This is a genomic window from Paenibacillus vulneris (genome assembly GCF_039543185.1).
Taxonomy (GTDB): domain Bacteria; phylum Bacillota; class Bacilli; order Paenibacillales; family NBRC-103111; genus Paenibacillus_S; species Paenibacillus_S vulneris.
Window position 1 is genome coordinate 17,385 of record NZ_BAABJG010000048.1, and the last position, 20,437, is coordinate 37,821.

The window sequence follows — 20,437 nt, forward strand, 5'->3', positions numbered from 1 at the left end:
AATAAACGATATAGGGGGCAACATGAATCAAAACAAACTGGCACTGATCCTTATCCCTATCCTAGTTATTGCAGCCGCTTGGTTTATTTACCCCGCTCTAACCAAGCAGAACGAATCCGTACATGCCGACGCGCAGGAATATGCGGAAGCCCTGTCCTTGATTCAACAGGGGAAGCTCGATGCAGCTCGAAAAAAGCTGGAAACGGGAATGTTGAAGGAACCCTCGGAGGGAAAATATGATTTTGCCCTGGGCAATATCGACCGATTGCAGTCCAACATGGATCAGGCACTCGTTCATTACGCAAAGGCCGTTCAGAAGACTCCCCAACTGACGGAAGCCTACAACAACATGACGGCTATTTATATGCTGCAGCAAAAGAATGACGATGCTTTAACTACGGTGAATGACGGACTGAAGCAGGATCCCAAGGACAAGGAGCTGCTATTTAAAAAGGGTCAGCTGTTATATTTGAAGGCGAACTACGCGCAGGCTGTCGAGGTGCTTCAACCCTTGGTTCATGACGCAGAGTATGTTGAGGCGTATCGTTTTATTGCCCTTTCCTATGTCAAACAAAATGACCGCGCGCAAGCATTGCAGGCTTTGAAAGCTTATTTACAGAAGTCTCCCCAAGGAAGTCAAGGTCGTACCGAGCTGGAACAGCTTCTTGCCGATTTGGAAAAGTAAAAGAGAGGGGTACCTCTCTTTTATCCGCATAGGAAAAGGGGAAAAGGTACTTTTCTTTGAAGCGATAAACTTCTCGTAAAACAAGGCCCATCTTCAAGAAAGTTTTTCTTATTGATCAGGAAGGAATAACAGTATGGCTGTCGAATTGATCTTACAAGTCCTAAGAACTATTTTTCTTTTGATGAGAGTGATTATATATGGACCATAGACCTATATTCAATGTGAGCCCTGAGGATTACACCCATATCATTTTACGAATGGAACGCAGTGTATTGAATGGAGATTCAGTGGATAGGAACGTATTGGAGCAAATTCCAGTTCGTTTGCTTCAAAACTCCCCCTTACTATTAGAGCAGCAGGCCGCAAGCTATTTTCATGAAGGAAACTTAACGGAAGCAAGGGCCGCGGCAAGCATGGCCGTGAGAGGCTTTGCCCAGCAAACCCATGCGCACAGGCTGAATTCGGCACTCTCTCTTCTCTGTATGATAAATGTAAGGCTGGGTGAGCTTCGTGATGCTGAAACGATCCTTGTCTTTTTGAAGGAGCAGTGGGATCGACAGCCGGATGAGCTTGACGGGAGAGCGTGTATGGCATTGGCTAAGGGAGCTTATTTGATCGGAGATCCAGCCAGAGAGAAAGAGTTCGGACTAGCTGCGAAGGAACGGTTTATTCGGCATGGGCAGCTCGGGGAAGCGGTACAGGCCTGTCTGGACATAGCAGCCGCTCGAACGGTACCCCTTTCCGATCAGGAGATGGCTTCTATTCATTTGTTTGCAGATCAGCAGGCAAGGCTGGACGGTCGATGGGAGCCGAATCGTCAGGTTCTGCGAAGTATGGATTGTATAAGGCAGGGGGATTGGGAGTCGGCCGTTCGATGGCTGCAGCAAGTGGATTCGCAGGCTTTGTCTTACGAACACCGGGCCGGCTGCATATTGAATGAATGCAGAGCTTCTCTTTTCAAAGGCATTTCACTCTCTGAGCAGGAGCGGGAAAGGATTCAGGGCATTGTAAAACAATATGGAAGCGATTTATTCATCCGTTTTGAAGCGTACGGCTTGCTATATCAAAGTGCGAAAATGGATCGACAACACCATCTTGTAAATGAATATTGGCACTGCCTTAGAGCGGCCGCCGATATCACGAGGTACCCATGGCATCAACAATGGATACAACAGCAAGAGAAGCACCAGGAGTCGTCAAGCGCCCTGAGCTGGAAAGTCCAGCTGTTCGGTAAGCTGAGGTTCGTACAAGGCTCACATGAAAGACAGGATCTGGATTGGAAAAGGAAAAAGGCGGTGGAGCTGCTGGTCTATTTATTGATGCAGCCCCAGTTTTCGGCTACCAAAGAGCAGGTGATGGAGGACTTGTTCGGATCGATGTATGTGGACAAAATGGCCAATCAGCTCTATGTCATCGTCCATCAACTGAAGCAGACTTTGAAAAAGGAGCTGGGCTTCGAGCAGGCGGTTATTTTAAAGGATGGGCTCGTACGGTTGCAAGAGCAGTTGGTCAAAGAAACGGATGTGGAACAGTATGAGGCTCTGCTGCGTGAAGCAGACCAGGGGTGGGACCTCTTTCGCTCCAAAGCCATTGATCTGTATAAACAGGCTGCTGCCATGTACAGGGAATTTGCTCCGGAAATCCGTTATGCCGACTGGTCTGAGCGATACAGGACTTCTCTCCAGGATAAGCAGGCGGCAGCGCTGAAGCGATTGGCAAGGGAAGCCAGAGATCACTCTCAGTACGATCTATCGGAAGCCTACTATAAGAATTGGATCGCACTATGCCCTACCCAGGAGGAAGCTTATCAGGGCCTTATTGAGCTCTATGTAATGGATTCCAGGAAGCAGGAAGCATTAATCTATTATCGCAAGTGGGAGAAAATATGCATGGAGGAATTCGGTGTCGATCCGAACCCGGATATGAACACATCCTTCTTATCTTCATGAGTCATGGCACACCATAATGGGGGGCTGAAACGGGATGAGCTTAAGAATAAGAACAGAGGGACCGGCGCTGATTATTGACTTCGCGGGAGCGGTGGATCAGCATGCGGAGGAACGATATCTTCGTCATCGTGATTGGCGTCAAGGATTGGGTGACGGAAGACGCACGCTCATTTTGAACTTTAGCGAAATGAGCTTCATACACAGCACCGGAATCACGATGTTAGTCCGCCTGGCGCAGTACGGCGAAGAAGGGCAGTATCAGACCTTTGCATACGGCCTGTCGGAGCAGTATCATAAGCTTTTCCGCCTCATTGGACTGACGCAGCATATGATGATTTACCCGGATGAATATACGCTGATGCGAAGATTGAAATCACTGGAGGACATTTCGTAGCTTCAAACTTCAATGGTTGATTTTACAATACGGTTCGTCAGAGAGGCTGCCTTTTATCTAAGCCGGCCGAAGAAAATTCTACTCATACCCGCCTTGGACGTATCCTAATGGATAGGTCTTTTTTTGCATTGTAGCTCCTATAGGACAGTGGCAAGAACTTATGTGGTGCAAAATACCATATGCTAGTTCACAATTTAGACACATTTTTTTAAGCTAATTTTCAGATTGGTTTAAGCTGCTTTTATTGTTTTATTTGTATATTGTTGGGGGTTAAGCAGTTGTCATAATGGAAATGGCTTAAGTAGGCGCATATTTCGTTTCGAATGGAGGGTTTCATGCGTGCTTGAGGTAAAGCAGGTAAGTAAGCTGTACGAGAATCAAAGAGGGGTCCACAACATTGATTTTTCCATGAGCCGTGGCGAGATCGTTGGTTTTTTGGGACCGAACGGCGCAGGAAAAACGACTACGATGCGGATGATCACCGGCTATTTGAATCCTACGATGGGATCCATTGCGATCGACGGGTTATCTATGGCCAATCATCCGAAGAAGGCAAGACAAAAGATCGGATATTTACCTGAAACACCTCCGTTATATCCGGAAATGACGGTGGAAGCCTATTTGAAGTTCATTGCCGATTTGCGCGGGATTCCCGGAAGAGAACAGAAAAAGCGCGTCGGAGAAGTTATTGAACGGCTTGGGCTGCAGGGCCGTGAACGGCAGATTATTCGCGGGCTGTCCAAAGGGTACAAGCAGCGGATGGGATTGGCGCAGGCCATTCTGCACAGTCCGGATTTGCTAGTGCTGGACGAGCCGACTTCGGGCCTGGACCCGAAGCAGATTATTGAGATTCGCCAGCTGATTCGAGAGCTGGGCGAGAACCATACGGTGCTGCTGAGCACGCACATTTTGCCGGAAATTAATGCGCTGTGCAACCGCGTATTGATTATTAACCAAGGCCGCATCGTGATGGACGGCCATCCCGATCAGCTGGCTCAATCGATGGGCGAGCGGTTCGAAGTCTCGCTCGAGGTCAAAGGGCCGCGCCAGGCCATACTGGCCGAGCTGCGCGGCATGTCCGCCATCGCCAGCGTGCAGCCGCTGGCGGAAGAACCCGCGGCCGCTGCACCGGCCGCGGAGACCACAGCTGCGCCCGAGCCGGCCGCGGGCGCAGAAGCCACGCAGGCTGAGCCTACGGCCGCGCCTGCATCCACGGTCGAGCCGACCGTGAAAGTGCTTGTGTCCGCGAAGGATAACGCGGACATTCGCGAAGAGATCTTCTACCGCATGGCGGAGCTGCGCTATCCGATCCTGTCGATGAAGAAAGAAAGCTTGAGTCTCGAGGACATCTTCCTCAAGCTGACAACCAATGAAGCGACGGAAGCTTCCGACAACGAGTCGGCCGCGGCACAAGAGGAGGAGGTGACCCCGAATGCGTAGAACTTGGGCGATTTGCAGGAAGGAGCTGCAAATGTATTTTTACTCGCCGACCTCCTATGCGGCGTTTGCATTCTTTTTCTTAATTGTAGGGTACATGTTCAGCTCGAACTTTTTATACTCCATGATGATCGACGTGCGTATGGTGACCAGCCCGGTCAGCTTCCTATATTTGCTCGTGATTCCTTTCTTGACGATGCGTCTTGTCTCCGACGAGCTTCGGCAAGGCACCGATGAGCTGCTGCTCACTTCACCGGCCAGCATTACGGAAATTATTCTCGGCAAATATTTGGCCGCCGTCGTCGTTCAATTGCTTTTGGTCGGAGGATGCTTGCTGTATCCTCTTATTATGAGCTCGTACGGCAAGATCGATCAGCCTGTCATGTGGCTTTCGTTCTTAAGCATGTTCCTGCTCGGAGCGGCCATGATGGCGGTTGGCTTGTTTGCATCCACGCTTTCCTCCCACCAAATGCTCTCCGGCTTGGCGGGTATCGGAATGCTGCTTGTGCTTTGGACGATCGATTGGCTGGGGGATACCGTTGCTACGGGACGGGCCAAAGAATATCTCAGTCTTTTCTCTATCGTCACCAGAGGCAGCAACTTGCAAAAGGGTGTGTTGAATTTCGCAGACATTCTCTTTTACGTGACGCTGGCCATTGTGTTTATCGTGTTGAGCATACAGGTGCTTGAAAGAAAACGTTGGAGATAACCGGCTTTGCCTGAAGGCGCAAGGCGAGAAGGGGGAAAGGCAATTGAATAAGTGGATTCGCGGAACGAATGCGGTCGTGCTATCGCTTGCGGTAATCGGCATCTTCATCGTCCTGACGATTTTTCTTAACTCTACGAAGTCGCTGCAGGTCGATTTGACGCAAAATAAACAATACACTTTATCCGACCAGACGATCAACACGTTAAAATCACTCGACAAAGATGTTCATATTATTGCGTTTACGAGCTCGCAAACGAATTTGACTATGAATCGTGAAGTCGTCGATATGGTGCAGGAATATAAAAAACGCAGCAGTAAAATTGTATTTGACCAGTATGATATGGAGAAGAACCCGGAAATAGCCAATCAGTATCAAGGGATTGATCCTTCCGGCGTCTTGGTCGTCGAGAGCGGCACCCAGAAGAAGATGGTCAATTATTACGACATGTTCCAGGGCTCGGGACAATCCCAGTTTGATTACCAGTTCAGCGGGGAGCAGAAGCTGACGCAAGCCTTGGTGAATTTGAACGTCAAGGACAAAATAACGGTGTATTTCTTGTCCGGGCACAATGAAACGCCGCTGAACCAAATGACCTTGCTGCAAAGCTCGTTGGAGAATGAGAACTATACAGTGAAGGACCTGAACCTGCTTCGCGAGGGTAAAATTCCTGATGATGCGCAGGCCCTGTTCATCATCGGCGCTCAAAACGATCTGAGCGACAAGGAAGCCGAGGTTATCAAGGAATATCTAAAAGGCAACGGCAAGCTGTACATGACGCTTGGCTTTACGGAAAACATGGTGACGACCTGGAAAAACCTGGATTCGATCATGGCCCAATATGGCATTACGGACCAGCACGCCGTAGCCGTAGATTCGAAGCAAAGCCGATTGGTATCCCCGCTCACGATTATTCCTGAGTACGGGTATCATGAAATCACCAACAAGCTGCAGGATAATAACCTGCTCATGCAAATGGGGCTGGCCGTTTCCTTGAATGCAGACCCTGCGGCTGCTGATTACAAGGCGACCAGCATTTTGAAGACGACCGACTCTGCCTACGGCGAGACGGATTTATCCGGGTTGGTTAAAGGAAAAACCAGCAAAGACGACAAGGATATCAAAGGGCCTCTGAATTTGGGTTATGTCGTTGAGACCAAAGACAGCAAGCCTAAGGCCGTTATATTAGGCAGCTTTACGTCCTTAAGGGACGACTTCTTCCAGCAGCAGGGCAATCGCGACTTTGCCTTGAACAGCGTAGGCTGGCTGCAGGAGCAAAAAGAACAAGTGACGATTCGTCCGCGTGAAAATCAACAGCAGCCTGCGATGATTACCGGAGGTCAAGCATTAACCATTTTCTACGGCACTGTACTAGTGTTCCCGTTACTCTTCCTCATCGTGGGCGGCACGATTTGGTGGAGGAGGAGAAAAGGATGAAGAGGCTCATTCCGACGATCATACTGGTACTCATCTGCATAGGCGGTTTCTGGTACGCATCCAGCAAGGACTTTTTCAAGGAGAAGCAGGAGCCTGCTGCATCGCTTGCCAAGGTCAATCAGCAGGATGTAGCGAGCTACACGATCAAAACGGGAGATACCGAGATCGAAATGCAGCAGAAAGACGGTAAATGGACTATGACCAAGCCGTCGGCACTACCCTTGAACGAATACAGCGCCAAAGGCTGGATTGATTCCTTTAACGGGCTAACCAAAGAGTCGACTATTGACGCGGAAGGGAAAGAGCTGACCAAGTATGGATTGGATAAGCCGCAGCAGCAGTTTTCGGTGAAGCTGAACAACGGCACCGTCCAAACGCTTAGCGTAGGCAACGCGATGCTCGTTCCGGGTTATGATTATGCCATGCTCAGCGGCTCTCCCGAGGTATTTAAAATCAGTGATTCCCAAGTGAAGTCGCTTGCCAAGACCCAGCTGGATTTGATGGAGAAAAGCCCGATCCGGCTGGAGTATGAGCAGGTAAGAGGCATCACCGTGGAATGGAAGGGACAGAAGTGGACGCTGACGAAGACGGACACGGATAAAAAATCCTACGAAGCGAATTGGAAGCTGGGCGATAAAGAATTGAAAGGCTCTGATGCCAGCTCTTATCTGGATAAAGTGCAGTTCTTGTCGACCGAACAGCTTGCCAAACCGGCGGATCAGGTGAAGATGGATGCACCGGAGCTTCGGCTGGAGGTTAAATACGCCGATGCGTCCAATAAAGAGACTACGGTAGTCTACTTGGGCAAGGTGGATAAGGATAACCTCTGGCTTACCCAGCAAGGCGGCCAATGGGCGTACTCCCTGCCTGTAACATCGATCGAGGAGCTGGCGGATAAGTATAAGCAGCCTCCTCAACCGCCTGAACAACCGGCGCAGTCGCCATCGCCATCACCATCGGCAGAACCGTCGCAATCCCAATAATCAAGGCTTGGCCTATCGCCCCCTCTTGTTATTACAGGAGGAGGGCGTTTTTTTTATTCCAACTTTGGAAAGATCCTGCACATAGTTTTCCACATCTTGGGCAACCTAGACTTGTCAAAACGAAAGGAGGACAAATCGATGTTTACTCAGCAAGGGCAGCAACAGCAGCAAGGTATGAACACGGTCAGCTCCAAGGAATTGGCGTACATAACCGACAGCTTGAAAAACGAAGATTTACTGGCTAAATTGGCCGTCCACGGATTGGCGGACTGTCAGTCTCCGCAGCTGAAGCAGAAGCTGGCGCAGATTGCCCAGGATCGTCTGCATCATTCCGATCAATTGCTTAGAACACTGCAGCAGCAAACGCAAATGACTCACTAAATGACGCAGGAGGTGCACATCTGATGTATCAACAGCAAAATTATATGAATCAACCGACCCATCAGCATACGCCGCTTCAAGAGCAGGATTGGGGCAACCTGGTTTTGTCCGAGCTGAAGCGTACGGCTCGTGAATACACGACGGCCGCTTTGGAAGCAACCCACCCGGCGATCCGCCAAACGTTCCAAAGCTTGTCCCAAAGAACGATGCAGGAGCAGGCAGAATTATATCAGGTTTTATCCCAATTGAACGGATATGGTTCTGTACAATTGGCGAATCAGCAGGAGATTCATCAAGAGATTCAGCAGCAGGTTCAGAAGGTTGAGCAGCTGCAATCCATCGTTCAACGTTCGATCCAGAGCGCCAATATGAATGCCGGCATCATGTACCAGCAGCAGCCGATGTATAACGCGAACCCTCAATTTCAGCAGCAGCCGTCTTTTTCCGGTTATGAAGCAGGCGGTTATGCGGGAATGGGTTCGGGGGCTTACCAACAGCCATCTTCTCAAACACAAGGGTATGGACAAGGGGGCTTCGGTTCCGCTTACGGCTCGTCCGTCGGCAGCTCGATACACAGCCAGGGCGCGGGCTTCGGCAGCACCGCGGGAAGCGGGATGACAGGCATGAGCCAGAATCAAAATCCGATTTCGCAAAGCATTGCCAATGAATATACCGGCTCGGCTTACAAAACAACGTCGGCAGGTACAGCTACTGGTACGTCCACGCAGTCTCTGGGCGGGTCCTCGACTGCCAAGTATGGCAGTGGTAATGAGTCTTACTCGGCTGTAACGGCATCCGATTCCCGAGGCGGTAACAGCTACAACTGGACGGATGATAACGCTGGTGCAGCAAGCAGCAGTGCGGCACATACAACAAGCAATCGTGGCGGCAACAGCTTTGACTGGCACGATTCCGACGATCAGTCTAGCGCCTCCTCTTCCTTGTCTGCTTCTCATGATAAATCGTCATCCTTCGGCAGCGGAAAGTTCATGTAATACTCCCGAGGGTACCATAAGGCCCCTGCATATATTGCAGGGGTTTTCTATAGTTTTGTGCTCTCCCCCCAAAACCGGAATTTGCTTCGAAGCGCAGGCCCCACTCTGCAGGGTTCTTTCGTTCGCTGCAACCCATGGAAAGAAGTATAATGAAACTGGTTGAAAAAAATGCTTTATTAGTGGGGTGTGTTCCTTGTATCGGATTCTTATTGTGGAGGATGACGATAAAATCGCATCGATTTTGCAATCGTATATGGAGCGGTATGGCTATTCGCCGCAGAGAGCGACTGATTTTCGGGATATCAAGCAGCAATTTATGACACATAAGCCGGATCTGGTATTGCTGGACATTAACCTGCCGCATTATGACGGGTTTTATTGGTGCCGGCAAATCCGGAGCGTGTCGAATGTGCCTATTATATTTTTATCCGCACGCGTCGGGGAGATGGATCAGGTGATGGCTATCGAGAATGGCGGTGACGATTATATTACGAAGCCGTTCCATTTGGATGTGGTCATTGCCAAGGTAAAAAGCGTGCTGAGAAGAACCTACGGAGAATATGCGGGAGCGAACCCAATGCCGAGGGATACTATGAATGTAGCGGGTTTGATTCTGGATACCTCCAAAAACACGATGGAGTGGAACGGAGTCAAAATGGACTTGTCGCGTAACGAGTTTTTATTGATGAATTGTCTGGCGAGACATGCGGATCGAATCGTGACGCGCGAAACTTTGCTGGAGGCGTTATGGGACGATATTGATTTCGTGGACGATAACACTTTAACTGTGAACGTAACACGTGTGCGCAAAAAGCTGGAGGAGCTCGGCATAGTCAAAGCCATAGAAACGGTACGCGGGCAGGGCTACCGGCTTAATACATCCTGGGGGAGTACGAAGTGAGAGGAATAGACTTTATATCGGACAGGCTAGGCTATATCATCATTTATTTGGTGAATATTGCCCTTGCCCTATGCGTCGTTGAATTGGCTCTGCAACCACAGGGGGTATCGCTCCAAACGGACAATATCGTATATATTATTATTTTATCGTTAGCGGGAGTATGTACTTATTTGCTTATTGATTACGTACGGCAAAGGGAGTACTTTCTCCGGCTGTCTGGGATTCGCAAGCACCATGAGCCTATGGAGCGTATCAGCGGCTTGCCAGTAGGTGTGAAAAAGGAACAAATGATCATGATGGAGCTGGTGCATGAGCTGTACAGCGGGTGCGAGGAGCGGTTGGCGCAATACAGAAAGCAGCAGGAGCAGCATGATGTGTTTATTCGACAGTGGGTTCATCAGATGAAAACACCTGTATCCGTCATCGATCTTCTGACACAGAAGACAGAATCCTCGGAAGAGCATGTTCCGCTGACTGTGCTGCAAAGCATCCAGGAGGAGAACGACCGTTTGGCGCATGGGCTTGATATGATGCTGCAGACCGCGCGTCTGGAGAAGTTTGAGCTGGATGTGCATGTGAAACAAGTCAACCTGGAGCAAACGATCCGAAGTGTCATCAATGAACATAAGAGGGCCTGCATTCGACGCGGAGTATATCCCAAGTTGACGGTCGAAGCTGATGTCCGGTTTGTAGAAACCGATGAGAAGTGGATCGCGGTGATTATTAGGCAAATTGTCACCAATGCCATTAAATATGCCAAGAGAACGGCCGATCCCGCAGACAAGCAGCTTGAGATCAAGCTGTCCAAGGGCAAGGACGGGGTCTGCGCTTCTTTTAGCGATACGGGAATCGGTATCCCGGAGCAGGATTTGCCTCGCGTCTTCGAGCCTTTTTTCACCGGAGAGAATGGCCGGAAGGTAGGGGAGTCGACCGGCATGGGCCTTTATTTGGTCAAGGAGCTTTGCCGCAAGCTTGGACATCGCGTACAGATCGCCTCCATCGAAGGGGAGGGAACGACGGTTACTCTGCATTTTCCGCCTTCTTCGGTGCTTCATGACATTCTTACACGATAGAAAGGTGACAACATTGTAAGAAAGCCGCCTGTTTTGTAAGGTGAATCGATAGCAGCCAGGGCCCTCCTTTTTTTATACTAGAGGCAGTTACGTAAAGAGTGATCGTAAGGAGGCCAGTACATGGCAGTATTAAGAACGGAGAATTTATGCAAAACCTATGGGTCCAAAAACGGCAATGCCTTCTATAGAGCGCTGGATCAAGTACAGCTTGAGGTTCAGGAGGGGGAGTTCGTCGGTGTCATGGGGCCTTCGGGCAGCGGCAAGACGACGCTTCTTAATCTTCTCGCTACCATAGATAAGCCTACTTCAGGACATATCGAAATCAATGGAACGAACCCTAGTAAGCTGAATAATAAGCAGCTTGCTTTATTTCGTCGCAGGCAGCTCGGATTTATATTCCAGGACTTTAATCTGTTGGAGACGCTGAGCATCAAAGAAAACATCATCCTGCCTCTCGTGCTGGAAAATACAAAAGCGGCTGAAATCGAGCGGAAGGTTCAGGAAATTGCCGAAACGCTCAACATTACCCATCTGCTGGATAAGCGCACCTATGAGGTGTCCGGGGGGCAGCAGCAGCGAGCCGCCATAGCCCGTGCCATGATCCATCAGCCTGCTCTCCTGCTGGCAGATGAGCTGACGGGGAACCTCGATTCGAAGGCTGCCAAGGATGTCATGGAGTCGCTTAAGGAAATGAATGAGGAGCGGGGGGCTACCATTCTTATGGTGACTCACGATCCTTTTGCCGCGAGCTATTGCAAACGAATCCTTTTTATAAAGGACGGCAGGCTGTTCAATGAAATTCGCAGAGGCTCCAACAGGCAGGCCTTCTTCCAGCAAATCCTGGATGCCCTAAGCTATTTGGGAGGGAACTTCGATGACTTTTCGACAGCTCGCTCTTAAAAATATTCAGGGCAATTGGCATCGATACATCGCTTTTTTCCTGAGCAGCACTTTTTCCGTCATGATCTTTTACATCTATGCCTCCTTTATCTTTCACCCCGACGTGGTGAACGGAACGATTCAGGCGGCTGCCAAGGTAAGACAGGGAATGGTGGGCTGCGAATTCCTGATCGTGATTTTCTCGTTTTTCTTCGTGCTGTATGCCAGCTTCGCTTTTTTGAAGACGCGCAAGAAGGAGATCGGCCTGCTGACCCTGTTTGGCATGACCCGATCCCAAATTAATAGGCTGGTGCTGTATGAGAATGTCGCCATCGCCATCCTATCCATCGTCGTCGGCTGCGGTCTTGGCACCCTGTTCTCCAAGCTGTTTTTTATGGCTTTAGCCGAGCTCTTGCAAGTGGATAACCCGATACGGTTTCTTATCGTTCCGAAGGCGCTATTTATTACAGCGATCGGTTTTCTGGTGTTGTTTTTCGCCATTACGCTAATTACATTGGTCGGCATGAGCAGGAATCAGGTCATTGAACTGTTAAAGGCGTCCAAGCAGCCCAAAACGATGCCGGTCTCATCCAAATGGCTTGTCCTTTTGTCGGCGGCCTGTCTTATCACAGGGTATTACTTTGCTTATACTACAACTCCAAACAACCTGGTCATTGTGATGCTGCCTGTTATCTTTCTTGTGGTGGTGGGCACGTATTTTCTGTTTACCCAAGCGAGCGTGGCGATCTTGAAACGGCTGCAGCGGCTGCCTCATATTTACTATCGTAACATCCAATTGATTACGATCTCGCAGCTTGTCTTCAAAATGAAGGATAATGCCAGAATCCTGTTTACGGTATCTATTTTAAGCGCGGTTATTTTATCGGCGTCCGGGTCGGTATACATGTTTTATCAAGGCGCTCGGGGGCAGATCCTGGACCATTTTCCCCAAACGATCGGTTATGTGGCTAAAGGCTCTGACATTCCTGCTTCTTTGGAGCCTGAGCGGGTGAAAGAGGTTATGTCCCGTCAAGGGATACAAGTGGATCATCAGATTCAAACGGCGGGCATTCTTACCTCTATACAAATCAAGGCCTTTCATAACAGGGAGATCAAAGCCCTCCTCTTGCCGTATGACCTTTATAACGACTTGGCAAGGCAGAATCAGAGACAAGGCGGTGGCAAGACCAGCATCAGCGTTGAACCGGGTCATGCGCTGATCATCAATCCTTACTCCGAATCCGAGGTGGTCCTCTTTGGAAAAGGCGATTTATTGTCGACGACAGCGGCAGGGTCTGAACTAACGCTGCGAATGGACGGCCAGCTGGACGGTGCTATCTTGAACCCTATATTGGAAGCAACCTATATCGTTCTGCTTAACGATAAGCAATTTCAATCCATACTTAGTTCAACGCCGGAGGAGCGAAAAGCCTCTTATATCGGTTACGAGCTGAAGGACTGGGAAAACGCAAACGGGGCCATCAAGGAGCTGGAAGACAGTCTGACTGCCGAGCAGAAAAAGCGGTTCGCCAATCGGACGGAAGCCTTCTGGGGCATGAAGCAGTTCAGTTCCTTAACGCTGTTCATCGGGATGTTTGTCAGCGTATTATTCTTTATGGCGTCCGGAAGCATGCTGTATTTCAAGCTGTTTACGGAGCTGCAGGAGGATCAGGCTCAGTACAAGGCTTTAACCCGGATCGGCGTCTCCATGCAGGAAATACGCAAAATTACGAATATCCAAATCGGGCTCATCTTCTTTATCCCTGTAGTGGTCGGTAGCATCCACGCCGGATTTGCTTATAAAGCGCTAAGTAATCTCGTCAGTATTTCCGTCTGGAAATACGGATTGGCGATTATGCTGATTTACGCGGTGATGCAGCTGTTTTACTTCCTGCTGACACGACAGGCCTATATGAAACAAATGAAGCATGAATAGAGAAATGGACTAGGAACAAGTGTTCCTGGTCTTTTTCTTTTTAAGCCGGCGAAATGTTGGGGAAAATTGGATAAAAACGGATTTGACACGGTATTCCCGGTAGCATAGACTAGCTGTAGAGAAGGTTGAAATAGTACGTTTTGAAAGCGCCAAATTAAGAACGGAGGCCGTGCATTGCATTCGGATTTTAAGCAGTGGAGTCATATGTTTAAGCTGGACCCGGACCGGGAAATATCGGATGAATGGCTGGAAAAGGTATGTCTTTCGGGAACCGATGCCATTATGGTTGGAGGCTCTACAGGGATTACCTTTGACAATACAGTAGACCTTTTATCGCGGATTAGAAGATACGAGGTGCCTTGTGTACTGGAGGTATCCGATCTGGATGCCATTGTGCCGGGCTTTGACAGGTTTTTTATTCCCATGGTATTGAATGCGGGGAATCCTCAATGGATCGTAGGACATCACCAGAGAGCGCTTCGTGAATACGGAGCTCTATTGGACTGGAGCCAAGTGGCGACGGAAGGATACGTGATATTGAACAAGCAGTCCGCGGCAGCGCAGATAACAGAAGCGAACACGGCGCTGGACATCAAGGATGTCGAGGCCTATGCCAGAATGGCGGACCGCTTGCTGCATTGTCCGGTTTTTTATATGGAATACAGCGGTGTGTTTGGCAATATGGAATGGGTGGCTCGAGTGAAGGGGCTCCTGAAGGACGCGAGATTGTTTTACGGAGGCGGTATTGATAGTCCGGAGAAGGCTTATCAAGCGGCCGCGGCAGCGCATACCGTTATTGTGGGCAATGCCGTCTATGATCAGCCGGAGCAGGCTTTGGCCACCGTACAAGCGGTAAGAGAGGCAAAGGCCGCAAGCAATATGCAGTGAAAGGAATTGAAGTACAATGAACGATACGTTTGACATATTTGCATCCATACAAACCTTGAACCCTCAGCAAAAGAAGGCCGTAGAAACCGTAGACGGCCCATTGTTGATTATGGCGGGAGCGGGCAGCGGTAAAACCCGCGTGTTGACGCACCGGATCGCCTATTTGATAGCCACGAGAAAAGCAGCCCCTTGGAGCATACTGGCCATCACCTTTACGAATAAAGCGGCCAGAGAGATGCAGGAGCGCGTAGGCAAGCTGGTGGGCCCCGGCGGCCAGGACATCTGGGTATCTACGTTTCACTCTATGTGCGTAAGAATTCTTCGCAAGGACATATCGCGCATCGGGTTTTCTTCCAGCTTTACTATTCTGGATTCCGGCGATCAGCTGTCCGTTGTCAAGAACTGCATGAAGGAGCTTAACATCGACTCCAAGAAATTCGAGCCGAAAGCGGTTCAGGCTGCCATCAGTACGGCCAAGAACGAGCTGAAGACGCCGGAAATGCTCGAGAACCTGATCGGGGACTATTTTGACGGCATTGTGGCCAGGGTGTACAAGCTCTACCAGAAAAAGCTGAAGATGAACAACTCTTTGGACTTTGACGACCTGATTATGACCACGATTCAATTGTTCAAGGAAGTTCCGGAAGTGCTGGAGTTTTACCAGAACAAATTCCAATATATCCATGTAGACGAATATCAGGATACGAACCGCGCTCAATATATGCTGTGCCTCATGCTTGCAGACAAGCATAAACGCATTTGTGTCGTAGGGGATAGCGATCAGTCGATCTATCGTTGGCGCGGCGCGGATATCAGCAATATCCTGAACTTTGAGAAGGATTACCCTAACGCGACGACCATATTGCTGGAGCAAAATTACCGGTCGACCTCGAATATCTTGAATGCCGCGAACAAGGTTATTTCCAACAATGCCGGACGCAAGGCCAAGAACCTGTGGACCGATAAGGGCGAGGGCAATAAAATTCGCTTCTATCAAGCGGATTCGGAGCATGAAGAAGGGTACTTTATCACCAATGAAATTAATAAAAATGTAAAAAACGGCAAACGATACGACCAGCATGCGATCTTATACCGTACGAACGCCCAGTCCCGGGTTATAGAGGAAATATTGATCAAATCGGATATTCCTTATCAGATCGTCGGCGGCATCAAGTTCTATGACCGTAAAGAGATCAAGGATATTCTTGCTTACTTGCGGCTTATTTCCAATACGGATGACGATGTAAGCTTTATGAGGATTGTCAATGTACCCAAGCGCGGGATCGGTGATACGACGGTCGATCGCTTAATGGAGGCGGCAGGCAGACGAGGCATTTCGATGTTCGCGATGCTTGAAGAGATCGATGGTCTGGAAATCAGCGGCAAAGCGAAGAACGCACTGAGCGATTTCCGCGAGATGATCGACAATCTGAATCGAATGGTCGAATATTTATCTGTCACCGAACTGACGGAAAAAATGCTGGAGCTCACGGAATACCGGCTGGAGCTGCAGCGTGAGAAAACGATCGAGTCGACGGCCAGGCTTGAAAATATAGATGAGTTCCTGTCCGTTACGATGGAATTTGAAAAGCGCAATGAGGATAAATCGCTCGTTTCCTTCTTGACCGATTTGGCGCTTATTGCCGATATCGACTCGATGAACGATGCCGCGGAGGATGCGGCCGATGCCAATAATTCGGTCGTTCTCATGACGATGCATAGCGCAAAGGGACTGGAATTCCCTATCGTATTTATCATCGGGATGGAGGAGGGCGTGTTCCCTCACAGCCGCGCTTCTAATGATAATGAGGAGCTCGAGGAGGAGCGGCGGCTTGCCTACGTCGGTATTACCCGTGCGGAACAGGAGCTGTTCCTGACCTGCGCCAGAATGCGGACGCTCTTCGGCCGTACGAACATGAACCCTCCATCCCGGTTCTTGAGCGAGATTCCGGAGGAGCTGCTAGAGGCAGCTTCACCTGGAGGGACGATAGGCGGCGGCCGGGCGGTCAGCTCCTGGGGGAGCCGGGAGGGCCGTTACGGCAGCGGAGGCAGCTTCGGCTCCGCCGGGGCTGGAAGCACCTCTACGGCGGTGCCGAGCAAAGCGGCCGGCTTCCGGCCTACCGTGGGAGGCGCCGCTTCATCCGCTGCACGGCCTGGGGCAACCGCCAGCGGTGGCGCAGCCAAGCAGGTCGGCGACTACAAAATGGGCGATAAAGTCTCCCATGGCAAATGGGGAACCGGCGTTGTTGTCGCAATCAAGGGTGCCGGCGATGATACAGAGCTGCAGATCGCCTTTCCGGCGCCCGTCGGAGTCAAACGGCTGCTTGCCAAGTTTGCGCCGATTACCAAGGAAAGCTGAAGTTAGAATGCCCGGGAACGGATTCTATTTGGAGAGGAAGGTTTTCTTTATATGACGGATGCTCTGCAGGCCATGAAAGCCCTCATCGAAGAAATTAACCATCATAATTATTTGTATTACACGAAGGATGAACCAAGTATTAGCGATGCGGAGTACGATAAATTGTACGACCGTCTGGTCGCTATGGAGCGGGAGACGGGAATTACACTGCCCGACTCCCCAACCCAGAGGGTCGGAGACCAGCTCTTGAAAGGCTTCGATGAGCATAAGCACAGATCAAGGCTGTGGAGCTTGGATAAGGCCCAGAATCTCGACGATTTGATGGCGTGGCATACTCGTGCTTCCAAGCTTGTTAACGACTACAACAGCCGCAATCCGGAGAATCCGCTTCCGCCGCTTTCCTTTGTCGTGGAGTTAAAGTTTGACGGGCTGACCCTCAACCTGACTTATGAGAACGGGGCTCTGGTCCAGGCGGCTACGCGCGGGAACGGAGTGGTCGGCGAGGGCATATTGGCTCAGGTTAAGACAATCCGGTCCATTCCGCTGACCATTCCTTATAATGAAGGCATCATTGAAATTCAGGGCGAAGGCATCATGAACCTGTCCGTGCTGGAGGAGTACAACAAAACCGCGGCAGAGCCGCTTAAAAATGCCCGTAACGCAGCTGCAGGGGCGCTTAGAAACCTGAACCCTAAAGTAACGGCGGAACGGAAGCTGAACGCTTATTTTTATAATGTAGGCTATACGGACGGCCTGGCCTTTGAGGACCATCGGGAGATGGTAGATTTCCTGCGGGACAACCGTTTCCGGGTGAGCCCGTTCGTCAAATTTTTCGATTCCATCGAAGCGGTCGTGCAGGAGCTGGAAAGCATCCTTTCGATGCGCAATACCTTCGACTTTTTGATCGACGGACTCGTCGTCAAAATCAACGATATGCGCACGCGGGAAGTGCTCGGCTACACCGATAAATTTCCGCGTTGGGCCGTCGCCTATAAATTCGAGGCGGAAGAGGCAGTTACCACGCTTTTGTCCGTATCCTGGGAAGTGGGCCGAACGGGCAAAATTACCCCTGTAGCCAAGGTCGAGCCTGTCGACATAGCAGGGGTTACAGTACAGAACTGTACGTTGAACAACATCGGCGATATCGAGCGGAAGAACTTGAAGCATGCTCTCGGGAGCCATGTGCTGATTCGCCGTTCCAATGACGTGATTCCGGAAATTCTCGGAAAGGCGACAGACGAACAGGACGGCGAAGAAATTGTCTATCCGGAGCACTGCCCTTCCTGCGGGTCCGTACTCGAACTAAAGGGCGCTCATTTGTTCTGCTTGAACCGTTTGGAGTGTAGGCCTCAGCTGATCGGCCGCATTACCCATTTTGCATCCCGTGACGCTATGGATATCGAGACGTTCAGCATCATGACGGCAGAGCAGTTGTATCAGGAGCTGGATGTTCGCGACCCTGCCGATTTATATGACTTGACCTTCGATGATTTAATCAAGCTGGACAGGTTCGGGGAGAAAAAGGCGAACAAGCTGCTCACCGCTTTTGAGAAGAGCAAGCAGTGCGACTTGGCGTCGTTCTTGTTTGCGCTGGGCATTCCTAATACGGGCAAGACGACGACCAAGGTGCTGGCCGACCATTACCGAAGCCTTCAAAAGCTTATGGAGGCTACGACGGAAGAGCTTGTTACCCTGCAGGACATCGGGGAGATTGTGGCCGAGAGCATTGTCGGTTTCTTCCGCGATCCTGTCATGCAGCGAAGCATTGAGCGTCTGCTCCAAGCAGGGGTGAACCCCGTTAGTGAAGAAGCGCCGGCGGTCGTTAATACGGATAATCCGTTTTTCGGCAAAACGGTCGTTCTGACCGGCACATTGTCCGCCATGAGCCGTGATGAAGCCGGCAAAAAGCTGGAGGCTATGGGGGCTAAGATTACCGGAAGTGTATCCAAAAAGACCGATATTGTCATTGCGGGCGAAAGCGCCGGAAGCAAGCTGACCAAAGCGCAAGAACTCGGCATTCGTGTTATTGACGATGAGCAGGAGCTTCTGCAGCTGCTGGGAATGGCATAAGTTTATTTAGGGGAGGCAGAACGCCTCCTCTTTGGTTGTAAATCAGGCGAGGAGGGATCAAAGGGATGCTTCATATTGTGAATGGAGACAGCTTTGGCTCAACTCTGAAAGAGAGCGGCATAGCGGGAGAGGTTCTTGTATGGCGGGAGTCGTTATACGAAGGGCCTCTTTCGGTTACCTTTACAGATCATGGGACAAGAGAAGCGAGGTTGAACTATTTCGCCGCAAGAGGGGTTCCTGCCAATGTCTTTCGCTCCTATACGGATGATCAGGAAAGCAAACTCCGAGATTGCTTTCGTTATAAGGACATTGTGCTTTGGTTTGAGCACGATTTGTTCGATCAGACCATGCTGATCTATTTGCTTCAATGGTTTCACAAGCATGAGTTCCTTCTGGCTAATACGGATCTTTACCTTGTTTGTATAGATTCATTTCCCGATGTGCACCCTTTTAGAGGGCTCGGGCAGCTTACCCCGCAGCAGACCAGGCAGCTGGACGGAACCTGGGTACCGGTATCCAAAGAACAGCTGGAGCTTGCAGGCCGGGCCTGGAACGCTTATGCATCCTGTGATCCTCGCGATCTAATCAAGCTTTTGAAGGAAGATACTTCTACGCTGCCTTTTTTGGGTAGTTCAATGAAGTGTCACCTTGAACGCTTTCCATCAGTCTTTAACGGTCTGAGCCGTGCAGAGCAAGCTACCTTGGAAGGACTGAGCACCGGATTGGAACGGCTGCCGGATTTGTTTCGCCATATATCGGAATCAATCCCCTCCTACGGGCTGGGAGATGTACAGTACTGGGGCTATGTAAAGGGCCTGTACTTAAAACCGGAACCTCTTATTGAAGTGACAGGTCCGCCTTTGCCGGGCTACATGAGCGAAGGGCCAATCGACTTCGGGCAATGGACGGTCAGAATGACTCCTTTGGGCGAACAAGTGATGTCAGGGCAAGCGGATTTCGTGGAACGAAACGAAGTGAACCGATGGGTAGGCGGGGTTCATCTTTATGGACAAAGAGGGATTTGGCGTTGGGATTCAGCCAATCAGCAGCTTGGTAAAAATTATTTTTAAAAAATAGTTGCATTACCTATCCCGTTTGTGGTACATTACTTTTTGTCGCCGCTGAGGGCTGCAAGGCCTGAAGAGATGACGCAACAAAAAAAGTTAAAAAAAGATGTTGCAATAAGATGTCGATTATGATAAGATAAATTCTTGTCACGGCAAAATGAGTGACATTGAAAGCTCTTTGAAAACTGAACAAATGATGTTTGAATGCCAGTATAACATTGTATCATTTTGAGCTTAAGACAAGCTCTAATATAAGTCACTTCGGTGACACTTTATTGGAGAGTTTGATCCTGGCT

17 protein-coding genes are annotated in these 20,437 nt (G+C 50.0%); all 17 read left to right on the forward strand.

Annotated elements, in window-relative coordinates; translation table 11 throughout:
* The first annotated feature begins 22 nt into the window (after window positions 1-22).
* The 17 genes from ABEA66_RS31450 (at window position 23) to ABEA66_RS31530 (ending at window position 20,144) form a co-directional block, all read left to right on the forward strand.
* A complete protein-coding gene (locus ABEA66_RS31450) occupies window positions 23-685 on the forward strand; it encodes a tetratricopeptide repeat protein (protein WP_345593827.1) in 663 nt (220 codons plus the stop codon).
* A 197-nt stretch (window positions 686-882) separates the two neighbouring features.
* Window positions 883-2,634: an AfsR/SARP family transcriptional regulator gene (locus ABEA66_RS31455; RefSeq protein WP_345593829.1), complete on the forward strand. Its 1,752-nt coding sequence runs from the start codon at window positions 883-885 to the stop codon at window positions 2,632-2,634.
* A 34-nt stretch (window positions 2,635-2,668) separates the two neighbouring features.
* Window positions 2,669-3,028, forward strand: a complete 360-nt coding sequence (locus tag ABEA66_RS31460) for an STAS domain-containing protein (protein WP_345593831.1) — start codon at window positions 2,669-2,671, stop codon at window positions 3,026-3,028.
* Between the two features lie 339 nt (window positions 3,029-3,367).
* Window positions 3,368-4,468 (forward strand): ABC transporter ATP-binding protein, encoded by a 1,101-nt coding sequence (locus ABEA66_RS31465; protein ID WP_345593833.1) that lies wholly within the window; start codon window positions 3,368-3,370, stop codon window positions 4,466-4,468.
* Window positions 4,461-5,174, forward strand: a complete 714-nt coding sequence (locus tag ABEA66_RS31470; RefSeq protein WP_345593834.1) for an ABC transporter permease subunit — start codon at window positions 4,461-4,463, stop codon at window positions 5,172-5,174. Before ABEA66_RS31465 ends, ABEA66_RS31470 begins: the two co-directional genes overlap by 8 nt.
* 43 nt (window positions 5,175-5,217) lie before the next feature.
* A complete protein-coding gene (locus ABEA66_RS31475; protein WP_345593835.1) occupies window positions 5,218-6,609 on the forward strand; it encodes a GldG family protein in 1,392 nt (463 codons plus the stop codon).
* A complete protein-coding gene (locus ABEA66_RS31480) occupies window positions 6,606-7,592 on the forward strand; it encodes a DUF4340 domain-containing protein (RefSeq protein WP_345593837.1) in 987 nt (328 codons plus the stop codon). Before ABEA66_RS31475 ends, ABEA66_RS31480 begins: the two co-directional genes overlap by 4 nt.
* Window positions 7,593-7,730: 138 nt before the next feature.
* Complete coding sequence (locus tag ABEA66_RS31485) at window positions 7,731-7,973, forward strand: hypothetical protein (protein ID WP_079914305.1); 243 nt, start codon at window positions 7,731-7,733, stop codon at window positions 7,971-7,973.
* A gap of 23 nt (window positions 7,974-7,996) precedes the next feature.
* Window positions 7,997-8,968, forward strand: a complete 972-nt coding sequence (locus tag ABEA66_RS31490) for a spore coat protein (protein WP_345593839.1) — start codon at window positions 7,997-7,999, stop codon at window positions 8,966-8,968.
* A gap of 193 nt (window positions 8,969-9,161) precedes the next feature.
* Window positions 9,162-9,869 (forward strand): response regulator transcription factor, encoded by a 708-nt coding sequence (locus tag ABEA66_RS31495; RefSeq protein ID WP_345593841.1) that lies wholly within the window; start codon window positions 9,162-9,164, stop codon window positions 9,867-9,869.
* Window positions 9,866-10,942 carry a sensor histidine kinase gene (locus ABEA66_RS31500; protein WP_345593843.1) on the forward strand — a complete coding sequence of 359 codons (1,077 nt, stop codon included), beginning with the start codon at window positions 9,866-9,868 and terminating at the stop codon, window positions 10,940-10,942. The genes ABEA66_RS31495 and ABEA66_RS31500 overlap by 4 nt, the downstream gene beginning before the upstream one ends.
* A 120-nt stretch (window positions 10,943-11,062) precedes the next feature.
* The gene (locus tag ABEA66_RS31505) at window positions 11,063-11,842 is read left to right on the forward strand and encodes an ABC transporter ATP-binding protein (RefSeq protein ID WP_345593845.1); all 780 of its coding nucleotides are present in this window, start codon (window positions 11,063-11,065) and stop codon (window positions 11,840-11,842) included.
* A complete protein-coding gene (locus ABEA66_RS31510) occupies window positions 11,817-13,757 on the forward strand; it encodes an ABC transporter permease (RefSeq protein ID WP_345593847.1) in 1,941 nt (646 codons plus the stop codon). Before ABEA66_RS31505 ends, ABEA66_RS31510 begins: the two co-directional genes overlap by 26 nt.
* Window positions 13,758-13,931: 174 nt before the next feature.
* Window positions 13,932-14,645, forward strand: a complete 714-nt coding sequence (pcrB, locus tag ABEA66_RS31515) for a heptaprenylglyceryl phosphate synthase (protein ID WP_345593849.1) — start codon at window positions 13,932-13,934, stop codon at window positions 14,643-14,645.
* Between the two features lie 16 nt (window positions 14,646-14,661).
* Window positions 14,662-17,004: a DNA helicase PcrA gene (gene pcrA / locus ABEA66_RS31520; protein ID WP_345593851.1), complete on the forward strand. Its 2,343-nt coding sequence runs from the start codon at window positions 14,662-14,664 to the stop codon at window positions 17,002-17,004.
* Between the two features lie 51 nt (window positions 17,005-17,055).
* Complete coding sequence (gene ligA / locus ABEA66_RS31525) at window positions 17,056-19,074, forward strand: NAD-dependent DNA ligase LigA (RefSeq protein ID WP_345593853.1); 2,019 nt, start codon at window positions 17,056-17,058, stop codon at window positions 19,072-19,074.
* Window positions 19,075-19,139: 65 nt separating this feature from the next.
* Complete coding sequence (locus ABEA66_RS31530) at window positions 19,140-20,144, forward strand: DUF1835 domain-containing protein (RefSeq protein ID WP_345593855.1); 1,005 nt, start codon at window positions 19,140-19,142, stop codon at window positions 20,142-20,144.
* Window positions 20,145-20,437 lie beyond the last annotated feature (293 nt).

Bases quoted from the DNA above. Each gene is read 5' to 3' on its own strand.
- ABEA66_RS31505 (WP_345593845.1), top strand. From the start codon at position 11,063: ATGGCAGTATTAAGAACGGAGAATTTATGCAAAACCTATGGGTCCAAA.
- ligA (WP_345593853.1), top strand. From the start codon at position 17,056: ATGACGGATGCTCTGCAGGCCATGAAAGCCCTCATCGAAGAAATTAAC.
- ABEA66_RS31455 (WP_345593829.1), top strand. From the start codon at position 883: ATGGACCATAGACCTATATTCAATGTGAGCCCTGAGGATTACACCCAT.
- ABEA66_RS31490 (WP_345593839.1), top strand. From the start codon at position 7,997: ATGTATCAACAGCAAAATTATATGAATCAACCGACCCATCAGCATACG.
- ABEA66_RS31480 (WP_345593837.1), top strand. From the start codon at position 6,606: ATGAAGAGGCTCATTCCGACGATCATACTGGTACTCATCTGCATAGGC.
- ABEA66_RS31485 (WP_079914305.1), top strand. From the start codon at position 7,731: ATGTTTACTCAGCAAGGGCAGCAACAGCAGCAAGGTATGAACACGGTC.
- ABEA66_RS31450 (WP_345593827.1), top strand. From the start codon at position 23: ATGAATCAAAACAAACTGGCACTGATCCTTATCCCTATCCTAGTTATT.
- ABEA66_RS31470 (WP_345593834.1), top strand. From the start codon at position 4,461: ATGCGTAGAACTTGGGCGATTTGCAGGAAGGAGCTGCAAATGTATTTT.
- pcrA (WP_345593851.1), top strand. From the start codon at position 14,662: ATGAACGATACGTTTGACATATTTGCATCCATACAAACCTTGAACCCT.
- ABEA66_RS31530 (WP_345593855.1), top strand. From the start codon at position 19,140: ATGCTTCATATTGTGAATGGAGACAGCTTTGGCTCAACTCTGAAAGAG.
- ABEA66_RS31510 (WP_345593847.1), top strand. From the start codon at position 11,817: ATGACTTTTCGACAGCTCGCTCTTAAAAATATTCAGGGCAATTGGCAT.
- ABEA66_RS31460 (WP_345593831.1), top strand. From the start codon at position 2,669: ATGAGCTTAAGAATAAGAACAGAGGGACCGGCGCTGATTATTGACTTC.